We start from the raw sequence: 15,309 nt of genomic DNA, 5'->3' as shown, positions 1-15,309 counted from the left end.
CCATATAAATAAATTGGTATCAACAAACTTGGCACACTATTGAGTTCTCAAACAACAGACACACCCGGCACCACCACAACCAACTTCTGGTCGCGGATCGCTCCGGAGCAACTTTCCAAACTTACCCGATCTCAAGAATCAAAGCAAATCAGCATTTCTGCGATCTGCCGGTCATCGAGACCAACCCCGCCGTCATGCAGCACGCCAAGTGGCGAACCGTTTTTCAGGCTGTTTAGAAGGGGATTTGGCCGCCTCCGGTAACCAGCTTCTCGCCGGCCCCCTCTCGGCGACTTAGAAAACAATACACCTACTTTGGCCCCACCGCAAACCCTCCCCCGTATGGCTCCAAAACCCCGCAAATCCGGGGCAAAACGGGTGCTGTCGGCACATTCCAGGGCGCCGCCGTCGTACTCGGGTTCTGTGTGCTGCATCACCAGCGGCTGGCGGCGCCGGTTAAACGCAAGAAGGGCCGGCAACCGTGAGGTTGCCGGCCCTTCTTAGACCACTGGAATCAGCAGTGCTGAGCTAACAGCTGTACTGAATTACCAGGAAGACTTGGTGATGCCCGGGAGCTCACCGCGGTGAGCCATGTCGCGGAAGCGAACACGGGAGATACCGAACTTCTGGAAGGTACCGCGGGGACGGCCATCGATGATGTCGCGGTTACGCAGACGTACCGGTGAGGCGTTGCGGGGCAGCTTCTGCAGGCCGAGGCGTGCAGCTTCGCGTGCTTCGTCGGTTGACGCAGGGTCAACCAGAGCCTTCTTCAGTTCGAGGCGCTTTGCAGCATAGCGCTCGACGATGACTTTACGCTGTTCGTTCTTAGCGATCATTGACTTCTTAGCCATAGTGCTTAGCGCTCCTCTCGGAATTCGACGTGCTTACGGATTCGGGGGTCGTACTTCTTCAGAACCATGCGGTCCGGGTCGTTACGACGGTTCTTGCGCGTGACGTAGGTGTAACCCGTGCCAGCGGTCGACTTGAGCTTGATGATCGGACGTACGTCCTTGTCCTTTGCCACTAGAGCTTCACTCCTCGTGCCAGGATGGCGGCTACGACAACGTCGATGCCACGTACGTCGATGGTCTTGATGCCACGTGCAGAGACCTGCAGGGTGACATTACGGCGCAGGGACGGAACCCAGTAGCGCTTCTTCTGGATGTTCGGGTCGAACCGGCGCTTGTTGCGACGGTGCGAGTGCGAAATGCTGTGTCCAAAGCCCGGCTCGGCTCCGGTCACCTGGCAGTGTGCTGCCATGACGACTCTCCTCATGAAAATAAATGAAACGGTCCGCAGAGTTCCGCGTACCGTGCGACAGGCGGCGTCCGCATCCAGCTCACATCGCGCGTTCCGCAGGCGTCGGCAGCCGGCATAACCGGCTGTTTTCCGCACTGCGGGGAACATGATGGGCCACGAGTACCGGGCAGAAGAATCCTCTGCGAAGTACCGGGATACTGGGCGAATACAGGAGTGCACGCAACTTGAGCCCCTAACTACCGGCCTTGAGGACTGTCGATATTGAGGACAGATCCCGCCAACCGGAGCAATTGCACACGCTCCGCGCCACCTAGCGCCTACCAAGTCTACGAGCTTGACTAATTAAAGGCGAATCGGGTAGCCGCCGTTGCCCTCCGCGGGTGTATAAGCCCGGCTGCCTCACCGTTTCCAAGTCACATCGGCGCCGCAGTCTTTTCACAGCAGAATGAAAGGTACCGGCCGCACCGTTGAAGCATGAACACACACCTCCTGCCGGCTTTGCCCGCCGGTTCCCGGGACCGTAAGGGGCCGGGCTCTTTCAGGGCCAGGCACCGCCGTCGCCTGCTCCGCACGGACCTGCTGGCAACGGCTGCCTGGGCCTCCATCGCCGCCGCCGTGGCGTTGTGGCTGGCCGACGGCGGTACCTCGGGATTTTCGACACTCGCCGGCGCTTTCACCTCCTTGGGTATCGTGGCCGGACTGGCCGGCATGGACCTGGTCCTACTCATGCTGCTGCTCGCAGCAAGGATTCCGCTCATCGACCAGACCGTCGGCCACGACCGTGCCCTGGAGTTCCACCGGAAGCTCGGCAAACCATCGCTCTACCTCCTGCTGGCGCACGGAATCCTGATTGCCATCGGCTACGGAATGACCGAAGGGCTGGACCCCGTCAGCGAAGCGGTGTCCTTGTGGGTGCTGGTGCCGGATATGTGGCTGGCCTTCATCTCCATGGCGCTCTTTATCGCAGTGGTGGTGACGTCCCTGGTTGCAGTCCGCCGGCGTTTTCCCTACGAGTTCTGGTACGCGGTGCACCTGCTGACTTATGCCGCCGTCGCAACCTCGCTGCCCCATCAGTTCAGCGTAGGCGGGCTGTTCGCCGAAGGTACGTGGCAGCGCTGGTACTGGCTGGCGGTGTGCATCGCCACCGGCGCGGCCCTCCTGCATTACCGCGTCCTGGAACCGGTCATTGCGACGTTCCGCCATCAGCTCACCGTCAGCCGGGTGGTGCAGGTGGCACCCGGCGTGGTCAGCATTGAAATGCACGGGCTACGGCTCAACGAGCTGGCCGGAACCGGCGGAAGGTTCTTCATCTGGCGTTTCCTGGCACCGGGCTTGTGGTGGCACCCGCATCCGTTCAGCCTCTCGGCCGAGCCCTTGCAGTTCGACGCCTCCGGGCGCGGCTTGTTGAGGATCACGGTCCGGAACCTTGGCAGGGGATCGGCCCAGTTGGCAGGCGTGAAGCCCGGGACGAAAGTGGCGGTGGAGGGGCCCTACGGCATCTTCAGCACCGCGGCAAGGAGCCGGGACCGTGTGGTGATGATCGGAGCAGGCATCGGCATCACGCCGCTGCGCGCCCTCCTTGAATCGACGCCCTTCGCCCCGGGGCAGGCCACCGTGATCCTTCGGGGCCGCAGCGAACAGGAACTGTACCTCGGCGACGAGATTCTGGACCTGGCACGGAACCGTGGCGCCACAGTGTTCCACCTGACCGGCGCCCGTTCGGCCCGGCACACAGGAAGCTGGCTCCCGGACAGCGCCACCAACGCCGGTCATCGGCTGGCGGACTACGCCCCCGAAATCGCAGACGCGGATGTCTACGTCTGCGGGCCGGCCGCGTGGGCACGGAACGTGATTGCCGATGCCCGCGCCGCCGGCGTCAGGGAAGACCAACTCCACTACGAAAGGTTTGACTGGTGAGAATACGCGCAGCAGTATCGGCAGCACTTGCCTCCGCGGGCATCCTGCTTGCGGGATGGCAATCAGGCATCCACGTGGAGGACACGCGGAGCGCCGCGGCCAGCACCTCGGCAGGCATCAACGGAACCACCGGCACTACGGGCGCTACCGGCGCCACCGGTTCCACCGGTTCCTCCAGCTCCAGCTCGGGGTCTACGGATACGGGCGCCAGCGGCACGGGATCCTCCGGCGCCGGCACCGGCACCGCCGGAACGGATTCGGGTGCGGCTGCAGAGCCCACTACCGGAGCCGCCGCGAAGGCCGGGGGAACCTACACCGGCAGTGTGGTGCAGACGCGCTTCGGTGCAGTCCAGGTCCAGATCACGGTAAAGGCCGGCGCCATCACCGATGTGGAGGCCCTGCAGCTGACCGACGACGACCGCAAATCCGTCCAGATCAGCAACCGGGCAGCGCCCCTCCTCAGGTCCGAAGTCCTCGCCGCCCAGTCGGCCGACGTCCAGACCATCGGAGGCGCCACCGTGACCAGCGTCGCTTATCTGAACTCCCTCCAGGCGGCCATCGATGCAGCGAATCTCTGATCCGCAAACCGGAGCCGAAGCCCAGCCGCTGGAGGCGCCGTCGTTGCGGGCCAGGACCTTCAGCTGCATGGGAACGGTGGTCAGCCTGACCCTGCCCGCGGCTTCAGGCGCGGACGAGCTGGTAGCGGCCACCGCCGTCGTCGAACGGCTTTTTGCCGGGCTGGACGAAACGTTCAGCCTGTACCGCGCCGATTCCGAGGCCAGCAGGCTGGCGCGCGCCGAGATCAAACTCCCGGACGCCGCCGAAGTCATGCGCCGGCTCTACGCGGACGCCGTCGGCTGGGGGCTGCTGACCGAAGGTGCGTTCACGCCTGAACGGCCCGACGGCGTGCTCGACCTGTCCGGGATCGTCAAGGGATATGCGATCCAGGAGGCGGGCACATCCTTGCTCGCCCTGGGCCTTCGCGACTGGTGCCTGAACGCCGGCGGCGATGTGCTGGTCAGCGGATCGCCCGGAGCCGAGAGCCCGGGTTCCGGCTCCAATGAGCCGTGGCGGGCCGGCATCGTGGATCCGGAGGACCGCCGGACCTTGATTGCCGGTTACCCGCTGGGAGGCAAAGCGGGGGCAAAGCTGGCACTGGCGACCTCCGGTTCCGCGGAACGGGGAGACCATATCTGGGCTGCCGGAGCAGGGATCGGCGCAGCCAGCGGAGTCCGTGCAGCCCCGGCATTCCGCCAGGTTTCGGTTGCGGCGGCGGACATCGTGACGGCCGACGTGCTGGCGACGGCCATCGTGGCCGGCGGGATGCCGATGCTGGACCGCGCCACGGACGGGTGGAATATCGAGGTACTGGCCGTGCGGGCAGGCGGCGAACTGCTCGCGACGCCCGGCTTCAGGCGATAAGTTCCAGCGACGGCTCGCGGCGAACGGCTCGCGGCGAAGGTCAGAGGCGCGTGAGCTGGCTGTATCGCGGCTGGAGGCCGTCGCCCGAGGACTTGCCCGTGACCCGGCGGACCACCCAGGGTCCGGCAAACTCCCGCACCCAGCGCGCATTCGCCCTGATGGCGTCGGCCCGGCTCAGCTCAGGCACGGGCGTCATGGGCGGGACATCGATGGAGTGATCGTGTTCGAGGACCGTCAGCACCCTCTTCGCCATGTTCGCGTGGCCGGCGGCGGACATGTGCATCCGGTCCTTGGCCCACATGCCCCAGTCGTAATATTCGCTGAAGCGCCAGTAGTCCACCAGCAGGGCGCCGTGGTCTCCGGCAATACCGCGCACCAGCTCGTTATAAATGGCGGTGCGGCCGCGCATCGTGCCGAAAACCTTGGAGCCGCGGGCGTCGAAGCCTGTGAACATCACAACGGTGGCACCTGTCGCACTCAACTCGCGGATGCCGGCGTCGTACTCGGCCAAAAGGTCGTCGATGTCGATCCTGGGACGGAGGATGTCGTTGGCCCCCGCATAAATGGTCACCAGCGTGGGTTTAAGTTCGACGGCGGCATCCACCTGCTCTGCCATGATCTGCCGAAGCTTCCGGCCCCGGATGGCGAGGTTGGCGTAGCCGAAGGACGGGTCCGCGGCACCGAGCTGCTCAGCCACGCGGTCCGCCCAGCCCCGCACTCCGTTGGGGCGGGCCGGATCATCATCGCCGACGCCTTCCGTGAACGAATCTCCCAAGGCTACATATCGGGCGGAAAAATCCATATCGATAGTCTGCCACCCGTTGCCGCGAGCAACAAAGCGGCGGCTATCCCCGGATCCGGACGGCTGACTCACGCAGGTATTGTTCCACCCGCGTGTAGGCATCCCGGGTCAGGGCTTTCCACAGGGCGATGGCAAGCCTCGGATCGCTGGACTCAAGTTCGGAGATCGCCTCGGCACTGAGCACCATCACCTCCACGGGACCGTCCGCCCTGACCGTCGTTTCCTGCCGGTTGCCGCTGCCCAGCGCCAGCTCGCCGAATGTCATCCCGGCGCTGAGGGTGTTGAGCTTGACCGGGTCAGAGTTGGCTCCGGACGACGTACTGCTGACCTTGCCGGAGGTAATGAAGTAGACCCCGCCAAACCGCAGCCCGATGCGGCGGATGACGTCGCCGTCGTCGTATTTCTTCGCCGTCATGAGGTCTTGCAGGGCCAGCGCGTCCGCCTCGTCGAGCGGCGCCAGCGCGGGCGAATCCGTGACCGGAACGTGGTCCCTGAGCAGCAGCCTGTTCCCGTACTTTGCCAGCAGCCGGGTTTCGCAAAATTCGACGGCGGCGCTGCGGGCGGAAAACGAAGGTACGGCCTCGTCCGGGTGCCCGTTCCGTTCGCCAAGAGACTCCGCTACGGCACCGTCCGCTTCGATCAGCACCAGTTCGCGGCCCGCGCCGGCCAGCCCCGCCCGCGCCACGTCGAGCATGCGCAGGGCGACGTCGCTGACCTGATCGGTCCGGCGAAGGTCCAGAACCACCAGCTCGACGTCGTCGTCCAGGCTGCTGAGCTCGCGCACCATTGATTCGGTCCCGGCGAAGAGAAGGTCACCATTGAGTTCTATGACGCGCGCCCGGTGTCCGTGGGCACGGAGGACGTCGGACGCTTCAGCATTGCGCCGGATGCCCGATGGCGTTTCGGTGACGTCGTATGCGGCAAGGATGGCCGAACGCCCCGCGCGCGCAGCCCTGACGAAGTGCAGCTCCATGTCCCGGGAAAGTCTCTGGGCGGTGGCCAAACCCCGGACGCTGCCGCCGTGTTCATCGAGCGGCGGAGAGTAGACCGCCAGCCCCACCTGGCCCGGCAGGACGGCGATAATTCCGCCGGCAACACCGCTCTTGCCGGGCATGCCCACGCTGCTGATCCAGGCACCGGCGTCGTCGTACATGCCGGACGTCATCATCACCGACAACACCCTTTCCACCGGGCCGATCTCCAGTACCTGCCTGTGGGTGAGCGGATTCTTTCCGCCGTTCGCGAGGGTGGCGGCCATAATGGCGAGGTCGAAGCTGTTCACCAGGACCGAGCACTGGCGGAAATAGTCCTCCAGGACAGGCGTGGGGTCGTCCTCGATGATGTTGAAGGAGCGCAGCAGGTGGGCCAGCGCCGTATTACGGTGCCCGTGTTTCAACTCAGACTCGAAGACCTTCTGGTCCACGGATAGCTGACGGCCCGCGAATGCTGAATATGTGCTGAGAATCCGTTTGAAGCTGGACTGGCCGCCGGATCCCCTGATCAGTGATGTAGCGGTGAGTGCTCCCGCGTTGATCATGGCGTTCGCCGGGCGGCCCGTCCCCTCTGCCAATGAGATCTCGTTGAAGGAGTCGCCGGAGGGTTCGACATCCACCTTTGCATCCACGGCGTCGTTGCCAAGGTCTTCAAGGGCCAGCCCGTAGGTGAACGGTTTCGAGATGGACTGGATGGTGAATTCCGCGCGTGTGTCCCCCACCTCATAGACCTGGCCGTCGACGGTGGCCAGCGCAATGCCGAAACGGTCCGGATCCACGTTGGCCATTGCCGGGATGGTGCTGTAAGGCTTGCCATCCTTGAGCTGGGCGATCTCGGCGTGGATCTGCTGCAGGTAGCTCTGGATGGGCGATTCCATGGACCCAACACTACGGCCGCCGCCCGCGTTGGGTCGCGTCGCTCGTCAGGACTCGCGGTTCAGGACTCGCGGTTCAGGACTCGCGGTTCAGGACTCGCGGTTCAGGACTCGCGGTTCAGGACTCGCGCAGGATCCAGTGATCCGCATCCAGCCGGCCCACGATCTTCTCGCCAATGCGGGCCAGGTCGGCAACGTCCCGCTCGGAGAGTGCGTCAAGGAACAGCGAGCGGACGGCTTCCACATGGCCGGGCGCCAGCTCAACGATCGTCGCCATGCCGTCGTCGGTCAGATGGGCGGTGGTGACACGCGCGTCGCGCGGATGCGGACGGCGTTCCACCCACCCGCGGTTCTGCAGCTTGGTGACCACATGCGACAACCGCGACAGCGAGGCGCTGGTCCGGGCGGCGAGTTCGCTCATGGGAAGGAAGCGGCCTTCCGCTTCGGAGAGCATGGCGAGTACGTTGTAGTCGAAAAGCGAAAGCTTGCCCGCGGCGTGCATTTTGGTGTCCAGCGCTGCCGGAAGCAAGGTGTTGATGCTCAGCTGGGCCAGCCAGGCGCGGCGTTCGTCAGCGTTGAGCCAGCGGGGTTCGGTCATGGATACATCCTAGGAGAAAAAATCATTGACAGTTCAAGCCCCGCTGTCCGAGCAGCCGTTCCGATCTAAGGAAGCAGCATGACTGACATCACGATCATCGGTACCGGCAACATGGCGGCAGCGATCGCCGCCCGCGCCGCAAGTGCCGGCCGCAGCATCCAGATCCTTAGCCGGGATGCAGTCGCCGCCTCCACCCTGGCGTCCGAGACGAATGCCTCCGCCGGAACAACCGGCCAGGAAATTGAGGGCAGCATTGTTGTCCTTGCAACCCACTTCGAGGTGTCCAAGGACATTGCCGGCCACTACGGCGAGGCGCTCAACGGCAAGACGATCGTGGATGTCTGCAACCCTGTGGACACGGAAACGTTCGACTCCCTGACAGTGCCTGCCGGGAGCTCCGCAGCCGAGGAGATCCAGGCTCTGGTTCCCGGCGCAACCGTGGTCAAGGGCTTCAACACGGTCTTCGCCTCCACACTGGCTGCCGGGGAAGTGGCCGGACAGACGCTGGACGTCCTTCTGGCCGGCGATTCCGCCGATGCGAAGGCTGCCGTGGCCAGCTTCGTCAATGATTCCGGTTTGCGCGCCATCGATGTGGGGCCGTTGCGCCGCGCGCGGGAGCTGGAAGCCTTTCAGCTGCTGATCATAGGGCTGCAGGCTGGCAACGCCCACCCTGAGTACAACTGGAACAGCGCACTGAAACTGCTTCCGTAGGTGGCCGGCTGGCGTGGCCGGGAGCTCCTCGCCGGGCCGGCGGGTAACCGGTAGGCTGGCCGCATGTACGTAGTCTCCCTGACCTATAAGGTTCCCGAAGAGATCGTCGATTTCCATCTCAACGCGCACGTCGCGTGGCTGCAGGATGCCTTCGACCAGGGGATCTTTATTGTCGCCGGCCGGAAGATCCCCCGCACCGGCGCGCTGCTGCTGTCCAACGCGGACCGGGCCAGCCTGGACGCGTCGCTGGTCCAGGACCCTTTTTACACGAACGGTGTGGCGGAGTTCGACGTCGAGGAATTCCACGCCGGCAGGGTTGCCCCGGGCTACGAAAACCTCCTGGACAGCTAGTTCCCCTCGGGCGCAGCTGCCGGCGCCTTCTCAAGGAGTTTCTTGAGGCCACCCTTCCGCGGAACTTTGACCGGTTCCGGCCAGCGCGGGCTTAGCATGTCCCCGAGGGTGACGCCGCGCAGCTTGCGGCCAAAAAGTGGCAACACCCAGTCATGCACCCAGCGGCGCTGCGCCTGTTCCCACTCCCGCAGGCTCAGTTTCGACGGCGGTTCCCACTCCAGCGGGCTGATCTTGTGCGGCACGCCCAAATGGTCCAGGACCTGGCCGGCCAGGTATTTGTGCCCCGCTTTGGACATGTGCAGCCGGTCCGAGTCCCACATCCGCCGGTCATGGAACGCATCGAAGCACCAGTAATCCACCAGCACTGCGTTGTACCTGGCCGCGATTTCCCGGACGCGGCGGTTGTAGGCGATGTTGCGCTTCTTGAGGGGCTCCAGGACAGCGGACACCTTGACGTCGAAACCGGTGAATAGCACCACGGTGGCACCCGTGGCCGCCAGCCGGGCCACGAGCGATTCGTACTCGGCCATGAGCGCATCCACATCGGTGCCGAAATCCAGGATGTCATTGCCGCCGGCGTACAGGGTCACCAGGGTCGGCTGCATGGCGAGCGCCGGCTCCAGTTGCTCATCGATGATGTGCCGAAGCCTCTTGCTGCGGATAGCGAGGTTCGCGTACTCCCACCCGGGTTCGGCCTTGGCCAGTTTCTCAGCAACCCGGTCGGCCCAGCCGCGCACCCCGTTGGGCAGCCGCTTGCTCCGATCCCCCACGCCCTCGGTGAACGAATCCCCCAAGGCAACAAACCGCCGTCGCCCGTTCCTGTCCGGAAGCAAAGGAAATGAACCCATCCCCGCACCCTAACCACACAAAGAAACGGCAGGGTTAACGGCCGACGACAGGATCTGCGAGAGGGATCAGAAAAAACCCGCAGGAAGTGCGAGATGGATTGGAAAATAGCAGCGAAAGGTGAGAGAGCGTTGCAGTCGGCGCGGGACTCGGGGCCCTACAGCTCGGCTTTCCCCTGCCGCCAGTAGCCCATGAAGGCCACCTGCTTGCGGTCTATCCCGACGTCGCGGACCAGGTACCGGCGCATGTCCTTGATGACTCCCGCCTCGCCGGCAATCCAGGCGTAGAACGGCATGGCACCCGCGGGCATTCCGGGGTTCTTCGTGGCAGCGATGGCCGCGGTTTCCATCCTCGCGGGCGTTTCCCAGAGGATGTCCTGGTCCACGTCCACGTCTTCCGGTTCCGGGCCGGCCCCGCCGGACGCGGCCTTGATGCCCACCCAGCCCGGCTCGGGAACGGCGGCGCGGACGGCTTCCTGCAGGAGTTCGCCGTGCCGACGTGAGCGTCCGATCGAGGCGCCGCGTGCCAGCCAGGTGATTTCGACGTCGGCGTCCGACTTCAGGTCCAGGAAGTCGCCGGCCTCGGGGACCTCAAGGAAAGCGTGCCCGCTCATATATGCCGGAAGGCTTTCGAGGATGGCGCTGATGGCGGGAACAGCGGTTTCGTCGCCCGCGAGGAGCACGCGCTGGGCCAGTCCCGGACGCCATTCGATGCCGGAGTAGATCTCCGCCGTGACGCAGTGCGCGGCACGGTTGTTGGGGCCGATGATGGTAAGCGCGTCCCCGGGTTTGGCGCCCAGTGCCCAGTTGGCTGCGGGGCCGCCGTTGCCCGCGGCGTCGAAGTGCATCACGAAATCCACGTCGATCTCGGGGTAGACTGCGTCGAGCCGTTCCTGCCTGACGGTGTAAGTGCGCATGGAGCCGCGCGTCGCCGGATCCATGGCCAGCCATTCCCGGTACCAGCCGGCCTGCTCCATCTGGAAAACAGGCAACGGCAGTTGGGCGCCATCCTCGGCAAGCGACGGGATCATCAGCTTCACGCGCAGATCCAGGGTGCCGCCGTGGACACCGAAGTCGCGCAGGGAGTACCCGCCAAAAGTGATGCGGCGGAAGTTGGGGCTCAGTTCCTGGACGGCGGTGACCGTCACGTCGAACGCCAGGGTCATGGGTTCGGTGGTGGCAATGTCGCGGGTTTTCATGAAACGAGCTCCAGTTCAGTTGCAGTGGTGTGGTGCCGGCCGAGCGGAATGATCAGTGGAGTGCCGGAAACGGGATCGGGAAGCACCCGCGATTCCAGGCCGAAGACGTCCCGGACCAGGTCCTCAGTGACCACATGGGTGGAGGCACCCTCGGCCACGATCCGGCCGCCCTTCATGGCAATCACGTGGTCCGCGTACCGCGCCGCGAGGTTCAGGTCATGCAGAACGATGGCCACGGTGGTGCCGCGCGTGCGGTTCAGGTCCGTGACCAGGTCCAGCACTTCCACCTGGTGTGCGAGGTCCAGGTAGGTGGTGGGCTCGTCCAGGAGCAGCACGTCGGTCTCCTGGGCCAATGCCATCGCTATCCAGACGCGCTGGCGCTGGCCGCCGGACAGTTCGTCCACGTTGCGCCCGGCGAGTTCCAGCGTTTCGGTGGCCTCCATCGCGCGCTGCACCGCGAGATCGTGCTGCGACAAGTCGCCTGCGCTCCAACTCCGGAAGAAGCCCTGGTGCGGGTACCGCCCGCGTCCCACCAGGTCGCGGACCGTGATGCCGTCCGGCGCGGTGGGATGCTGGGGCAGGAGGCCCAGGGTCCGGGCGACGTCCCGGGCGGAGCGGCTGTGGATGTCCTTGCCGTCCAGGGTCACGGTTCCGGCCGCGGGCTTCAACAGCCGGGAGAGTCCGCGAAGCAGGGTGGACTTGCCGCAGGCGTTGGCGCCCACGATCATGGTCACTTTGCCTTCGGGAATTTCAGCGTGCAGCCCCTCAACCACCGTGCGCTGGGCGTACTTGAGGGTGAGGTCCGTGGCGCGCAGAACAGCCATCTCAGGCATCCTTTCGATTGGAAGTGACCAGCAGCCACAGCAGGAACGGGGCGCCCAGGGCGCCGGTCACCACGCCTACCGGCAGCACGGTGCCGCCCAACAGGAGAGGTGCGATATTCGCGGCGAAGTAGTCCGCGGCCAGCACGATCAGTGCCCCGACGAAGGCCGACGCCGGGAGGCTGGCTTTGGCAGTCAAGCGTCGGGCGATGGGACCGGCCAGGAAGGCGACGAACGCAACGGGGCCAGCTGCCGCCGTCGCCACCGCGGCGAGGGCCACGGCGACAACCACCACGGCCAGCCGGGTGAAGCCGACCCTGATGCCGAGTCCGGCGGCGGCGTCGTCGCCGAGTTCCAGGATGCGGAGAGGTCCGGAAAGAGCGGCTGCGGCCGGGATGAGGACCAGCAGCGCAAGGGCGAGGACTCCGGCGCGGTCCCAGCTGGCGGAATTAAGGGAGCCGTTGAGCCACACCAGGGCGTCGGCGGCGGTGCGGATGTCCGCGCGCGTCATGATGAAGCTGACCACGGCGTGGAGCGCGGCGGCGATGCCCACACCCGCCAGGATCAGCCGGCTGCCGGCCGCGTTGCCGCGGTTTCCGCCCCCGGACCCCAAAGGCCCGGACCCCAGCGAGCCGCCGCGGGAGATCGCGTAGATGAGCGAGGCGACACCCAGCGCACCGGCCAGGGCGGCGCCGGACACCACGGCCCCGGACGCGCCGAAAACAACGATTGCAGTGACCGCGGCGGCACTGGCCCCGTAGCTGATGCCGATGACGTCCGGGCTGGCCAGCGGATTGCGGAGCATGGTCTGGAAGAGGGCGCCGGCCAGGCCGAACGCGGCCCCGATCATGGTGCCGATCACCGCGCGGGGAAGCTTGTTTTCCATCACGATGAAGCTTGCGCCGGGGATCTTCTGGCCGCCGGTGAAGTGGGCGAGCAGGATCTTGAAGAAGTCGGGGATCGTGACGGTGTAGCTGCCCAGCAGCACGCTGACGGCAAAGAAGACCACGACGGCGAACGCCAGCACGGCGGTTCGGCTCAGGGCGGTCCGGGTCAGGGCGGTCCGGTGCCAGGTACCAGCGCGAACGGGCAGATAACGCCCTGTTTTCGCGGTTTTGAGGGCATTATCTGCCCGTTCGCGCTCAGCACCGGGCCCAACACAGCGCCCAACACTGCGCCCAACACTGCGCTCGGCGCTGGGGGCGTTGTCTCCCAGTTCGCGCCCCACGTGGGCGAGGTCCGATTTGCTCACAGTCCCGCCCCCTTCCCGCGGCGGACGAGCCACACAAAGACGGGGGCGCCCACGAGGGCCGTCATGATGCCCGCCGGGACTTCGCCGGGCAGGAGGACCACGCGGCCCAGGATGTCCGCGGACAGCAGGAGCGCCGGGGCCAGGACGAGGGAAAAGGGCAGGATCCGGCGGTAGTCGGGCCCGGTGAGGAAGCGGACGGCATGCGGAATGACGAGTCCCACGAACCCGATGGGCCCGGCGAGGGCGGTGGCGCCTCCGCAGAGCAGCACAATGCCCAGGGCGGTGACGCCGCGGACAAGGCCGACCCGCTGGCCGAGCCCGCGCGCGATGTCATCGCCCAGCGCCAGGCTGTTGAGGATGCGGCCGGTGGCAAGCACAATGCCGGCGCCGAGGATGAGGAACGGCACGCCGGGCAGGACGACTGACCAGTCCCGTCCGGCAATCCCGCCCACCTGCCAGAACCGGAAGCGGTCCAGGGTGTCCTGGCTCGAAACGAGGATGACGTTCATAAGCGAGTACAGGCCGGCGCTCAGGGCGGCACCCGCGAGGGCGAGCTTCACCGGCGTCGCACCGTCCCGGCCCAGTGAAGCGACCAGGTAGACGACGGCGGCAGCTGCCGCGGCGCCGATGAACGCGAACCAGATGTAGCCGGTCAGCGAGGAGATTCCGAAAACGTAGATGCCGGTGACCACGGCCAAGGCGGCGCCGGCGTTGACCCCCATGATGCCGGGATCGGCCAGCGGATTGCGGGCCACGCCCTGCATCGCGGCGCCGGCCAGGCCGAGCGCACCTCCGGCGAGCAGGCCCAGGACAGTGCGCGGGATCCTTGCATGGACTACTGCGTGGTCGCCGTTGCCGGGATCGAATTGCGTGAATGCCTGCCACACGGTTTCGAGGGGAAGGCCGCGGGCGCCGACGGCCAGCGATACTGCCGCGACAAGAACAAGTACGACGACGGCGGCCAGCAGCCACGCGGCCTGCTTACGTGCGGCGGGGCGGCTGGAAGGTGAGCTTAGGTCATCGCGCTGTCCCGCCGTCGTCGTACTTGGTGTCATGGTGGGTGCTTACTTCACTTTGTCCGCTGCGCTGGCCAGTTGCGGCAGGAACGTGTCCAGCGACCACGGCAGGCTCAGGGGCGATGACGCCGAGATGGACAGCGTGAGCGTGTTGTCCGAGTCGGCAACCAGGGCGCCGCTCTTGATGGCCGGGATCTGGCCCAGCAGGGGGTCGGCCTTGATGGAATCAGTGGTGGCGGAGTCAGGAACCCAGGTCACGAAGATGTCCGATTCGAGCTCGTTGGCCTTCTCAGCGGACCACGGGATGAAGAACTCCTTGGAGCCCTTCGAGTTCGCCTCCACAACCGGGGCCAGCTTCATGCCGATCTCCGACAGGAACCGCGGCCGGTTGTCGTTGGCCGTGTAGACATTGACGCCGTCGCTCTTGGCGGGCTCAAGGTTGCCGTAGATGAAGCTCTTGTCGGCCAGCTGCGGGTACTTGGAGACCTTGTCCTTGATGGTGGCTTCGGTGTCTGAGACCAGCTTGGTGGCCTCCGCCTCCTTGCCCAGGGCCTTGCCGATGATGCTGGTGGAATCCTGCCAGGAGGTGCCATAGGCGATCTCGGGGTGGGCGACGACCGGTGCGATTTCGCTGAGCTTCTTGTAGTCCTCTTCCGTCAGGCCGGAGTAGGCGCCCAGGATGACGTCCGGGTTGAGCTTGGCGATCTCGGTGAAGTTGATGCCGTCGGCCTCGGAGAACTGGACCGGAGCCTTCTCGGTGCCGAAGCCCGCCCCCAGTTCCTCGAGCTTGGCGTCCTTCCACGGCGTGGAGCCCTTGTCATTGCCGCCCCATTCGTTCTTGGGGACGCCCACGGGCACAACGCCGAGGGCGAGTGCGACGTCGTCATTGACCCAGGAAACCGTGACGACGCGCTGCGGCTGCGACTCGATGGTTGTCTCACCGAAGACGTGCTTGATGGTGACGGGGAACTGCGAACTGGCGGACTGGCTGGCCGCTGTAGTACCGGTACCGGATGCGGCCGGACCGGTGGAGCAGGCGGTGAGCGAGAGCGCGGCCGCAGCCAGAACGGCGGTTGCCTTGCCAGCGGTCTTGAGCAGCACTCGGCGGGACGGGCCGGCGGCCAGGCCGCTGCGGCCGGCGCCGAGGCCGGAGAAGAGGGAGGAAGTCACGGAACTCCTTAGGTCAATGATGCGAACCTAAGTAAGGCTAGCCTATCCTTCTATGAATTAAGGAAGCTTTGCGTAACGTAA

Annotated in this window: 17 protein-coding genes; 5 read left to right on the top strand and 12 right to left on the bottom strand. The window is 65.6% G+C overall.

The window, feature by feature from the left end; genetic code table 11:
- Nucleotides 1–542: 542 nt before the first annotated feature.
- Genes rpsN through rpmB form a run of 3 tightly spaced genes read right to left on the bottom strand, consistent with a single transcriptional unit; the run spans nucleotide 543 to nucleotide 1,257 of the window.
- Nucleotides 543–848, bottom strand: coding sequence for a 30S ribosomal protein S14 (gene rpsN / locus ASF98_RS09145; protein WP_011693742.1), 306 nt, complete (start codon nucleotides 846–848; stop codon nucleotides 543–545).
- Nucleotides 849–853: 5 nt separating this feature from the next.
- Nucleotides 854–1,021 (bottom strand): 50S ribosomal protein L33, encoded by a 168-nt coding sequence (rpmG, locus tag ASF98_RS09140; protein WP_011693743.1) that lies wholly within the window; start codon nucleotides 1,019–1,021, stop codon nucleotides 854–856.
- The gene (rpmB, locus tag ASF98_RS09135) at nucleotides 1,021–1,257 is read right to left on the bottom strand and encodes a 50S ribosomal protein L28 (protein ID WP_011693744.1); all 237 of its coding nucleotides are present in this window, start codon (nucleotides 1,255–1,257) and stop codon (nucleotides 1,021–1,023) included. Before rpmB ends, rpmG begins: the two co-directional genes overlap by 1 nt.
- Before the next feature lie 474 nt (nucleotides 1,258–1,731).
- On the opposite strand from rpmB, the gene ASF98_RS09130 reads away from it, so the two are divergent.
- The 3 genes from ASF98_RS09130 (at nucleotide 1,732) to ASF98_RS09120 (ending at nucleotide 4,596) form a co-directional block, all read left to right on the top strand.
- Entirely contained in the window at nucleotides 1,732–3,174 is a 1,443-nt protein-coding gene (locus ASF98_RS09130; RefSeq protein ID WP_055800569.1) for a ferredoxin reductase family protein, read from the top strand.
- On the top strand, nucleotides 3,171–3,752 hold the full coding sequence (locus ASF98_RS09125; RefSeq protein ID WP_055800566.1) for an FMN-binding protein: 582 nt from the start codon (nucleotides 3,171–3,173) through the stop codon (nucleotides 3,750–3,752). Before ASF98_RS09130 ends, ASF98_RS09125 begins: the two co-directional genes overlap by 4 nt.
- A 67-nt stretch (nucleotides 3,753–3,819) precedes the next feature.
- Nucleotides 3,820–4,596 (top strand): FAD:protein FMN transferase, encoded by a 777-nt coding sequence (locus ASF98_RS09120; protein WP_055800582.1) that lies wholly within the window; start codon nucleotides 3,820–3,822, stop codon nucleotides 4,594–4,596.
- Between the two features lie 40 nt (nucleotides 4,597–4,636).
- Here ASF98_RS09120 and ASF98_RS09115 read toward each other — a convergent pair whose 3' ends face one another.
- The 3 genes from ASF98_RS09115 to ASF98_RS09105 all read right to left on the bottom strand — a co-directional run bounded on the left by ASF98_RS09115 (nucleotide 4,637) and on the right by ASF98_RS09105 (nucleotide 7,863).
- Nucleotides 4,637–5,398: an SGNH/GDSL hydrolase family protein gene (locus tag ASF98_RS09115; protein WP_055800564.1), complete on the bottom strand. Its 762-nt coding sequence runs from the start codon at nucleotides 5,396–5,398 to the stop codon at nucleotides 4,637–4,639.
- Between the two features lie 43 nt (nucleotides 5,399–5,441).
- A complete protein-coding gene (glsA, locus tag ASF98_RS09110) occupies nucleotides 5,442–7,268 on the bottom strand; it encodes a glutaminase A (RefSeq protein WP_055800561.1) in 1,827 nt (608 codons plus the stop codon).
- 115 nt (nucleotides 7,269–7,383) lie between these two features.
- Entirely contained in the window at nucleotides 7,384–7,863 is a 480-nt protein-coding gene (locus tag ASF98_RS09105; protein ID WP_028272376.1) for a MarR family winged helix-turn-helix transcriptional regulator, read from the bottom strand.
- Nucleotides 7,864–7,941: 78 nt separating this feature from the next.
- On the opposite strand from ASF98_RS09105, the gene ASF98_RS09100 reads away from it, so the two are divergent.
- The gene (locus ASF98_RS09100) at nucleotides 7,942–8,574 is read left to right on the top strand and encodes an NADPH-dependent F420 reductase (RefSeq protein WP_055800558.1); all 633 of its coding nucleotides are present in this window, start codon (nucleotides 7,942–7,944) and stop codon (nucleotides 8,572–8,574) included.
- Between the two features lie 63 nt (nucleotides 8,575–8,637).
- Nucleotides 8,638–8,925: a YciI family protein gene (locus ASF98_RS09095; protein ID WP_055800556.1), complete on the top strand. Its 288-nt coding sequence runs from the start codon at nucleotides 8,638–8,640 to the stop codon at nucleotides 8,923–8,925.
- Here the strand turns inward: ASF98_RS09095 and ASF98_RS09090 are convergent.
- The 6 genes from ASF98_RS09090 to ASF98_RS09065 form a co-directional block, all read right to left on the bottom strand.
- Nucleotides 8,922–9,773: an SGNH/GDSL hydrolase family protein gene (locus ASF98_RS09090; protein ID WP_055800554.1), complete on the bottom strand. Its 852-nt coding sequence runs from the start codon at nucleotides 9,771–9,773 to the stop codon at nucleotides 8,922–8,924. The genes ASF98_RS09095 and ASF98_RS09090 overlap by 4 nt on opposite strands.
- Before the next feature lie 155 nt (nucleotides 9,774–9,928).
- Entirely contained in the window at nucleotides 9,929–10,969 is a 1,041-nt protein-coding gene (locus tag ASF98_RS09085) for a siderophore-interacting protein (protein WP_055800551.1), read from the bottom strand.
- Nucleotides 10,966–11,793 (bottom strand): ABC transporter ATP-binding protein, encoded by an 828-nt coding sequence (locus ASF98_RS09080; protein WP_055800549.1) that lies wholly within the window; start codon nucleotides 11,791–11,793, stop codon nucleotides 10,966–10,968. Before ASF98_RS09080 ends, ASF98_RS09085 begins: the two co-directional genes overlap by 4 nt.
- 1 nt (nucleotide 11,794) lies before the next feature.
- Entirely contained in the window at nucleotides 11,795–12,883 is a 1,089-nt protein-coding gene (locus ASF98_RS09075) for a FecCD family ABC transporter permease (protein ID WP_055800579.1), read from the bottom strand.
- Between the two features lie 155 nt (nucleotides 12,884–13,038).
- Entirely contained in the window at nucleotides 13,039–14,097 is a 1,059-nt protein-coding gene (locus ASF98_RS09070) for a FecCD family ABC transporter permease (protein ID WP_055800546.1), read from the bottom strand.
- A gap of 9 nt (nucleotides 14,098–14,106) precedes the next feature.
- Nucleotides 14,107–15,228: an iron-siderophore ABC transporter substrate-binding protein gene (locus ASF98_RS09065; RefSeq protein WP_442854033.1), complete on the bottom strand. Its 1,122-nt coding sequence runs from the start codon at nucleotides 15,226–15,228 to the stop codon at nucleotides 14,107–14,109.
- Nucleotides 15,229–15,309 lie beyond the last annotated feature (81 nt).

The sequence above is a fragment of the Arthrobacter sp. Leaf337 genome (assembly GCF_001423745.1).
In the GTDB taxonomy this organism is placed as follows: Bacteria; Actinomycetota; Actinomycetes; order Actinomycetales; family Micrococcaceae; genus Arthrobacter.
Note: the sequence above shows the minus strand (reverse complement) of the source record. Positions and strands in the feature narration are given on the sequence as shown.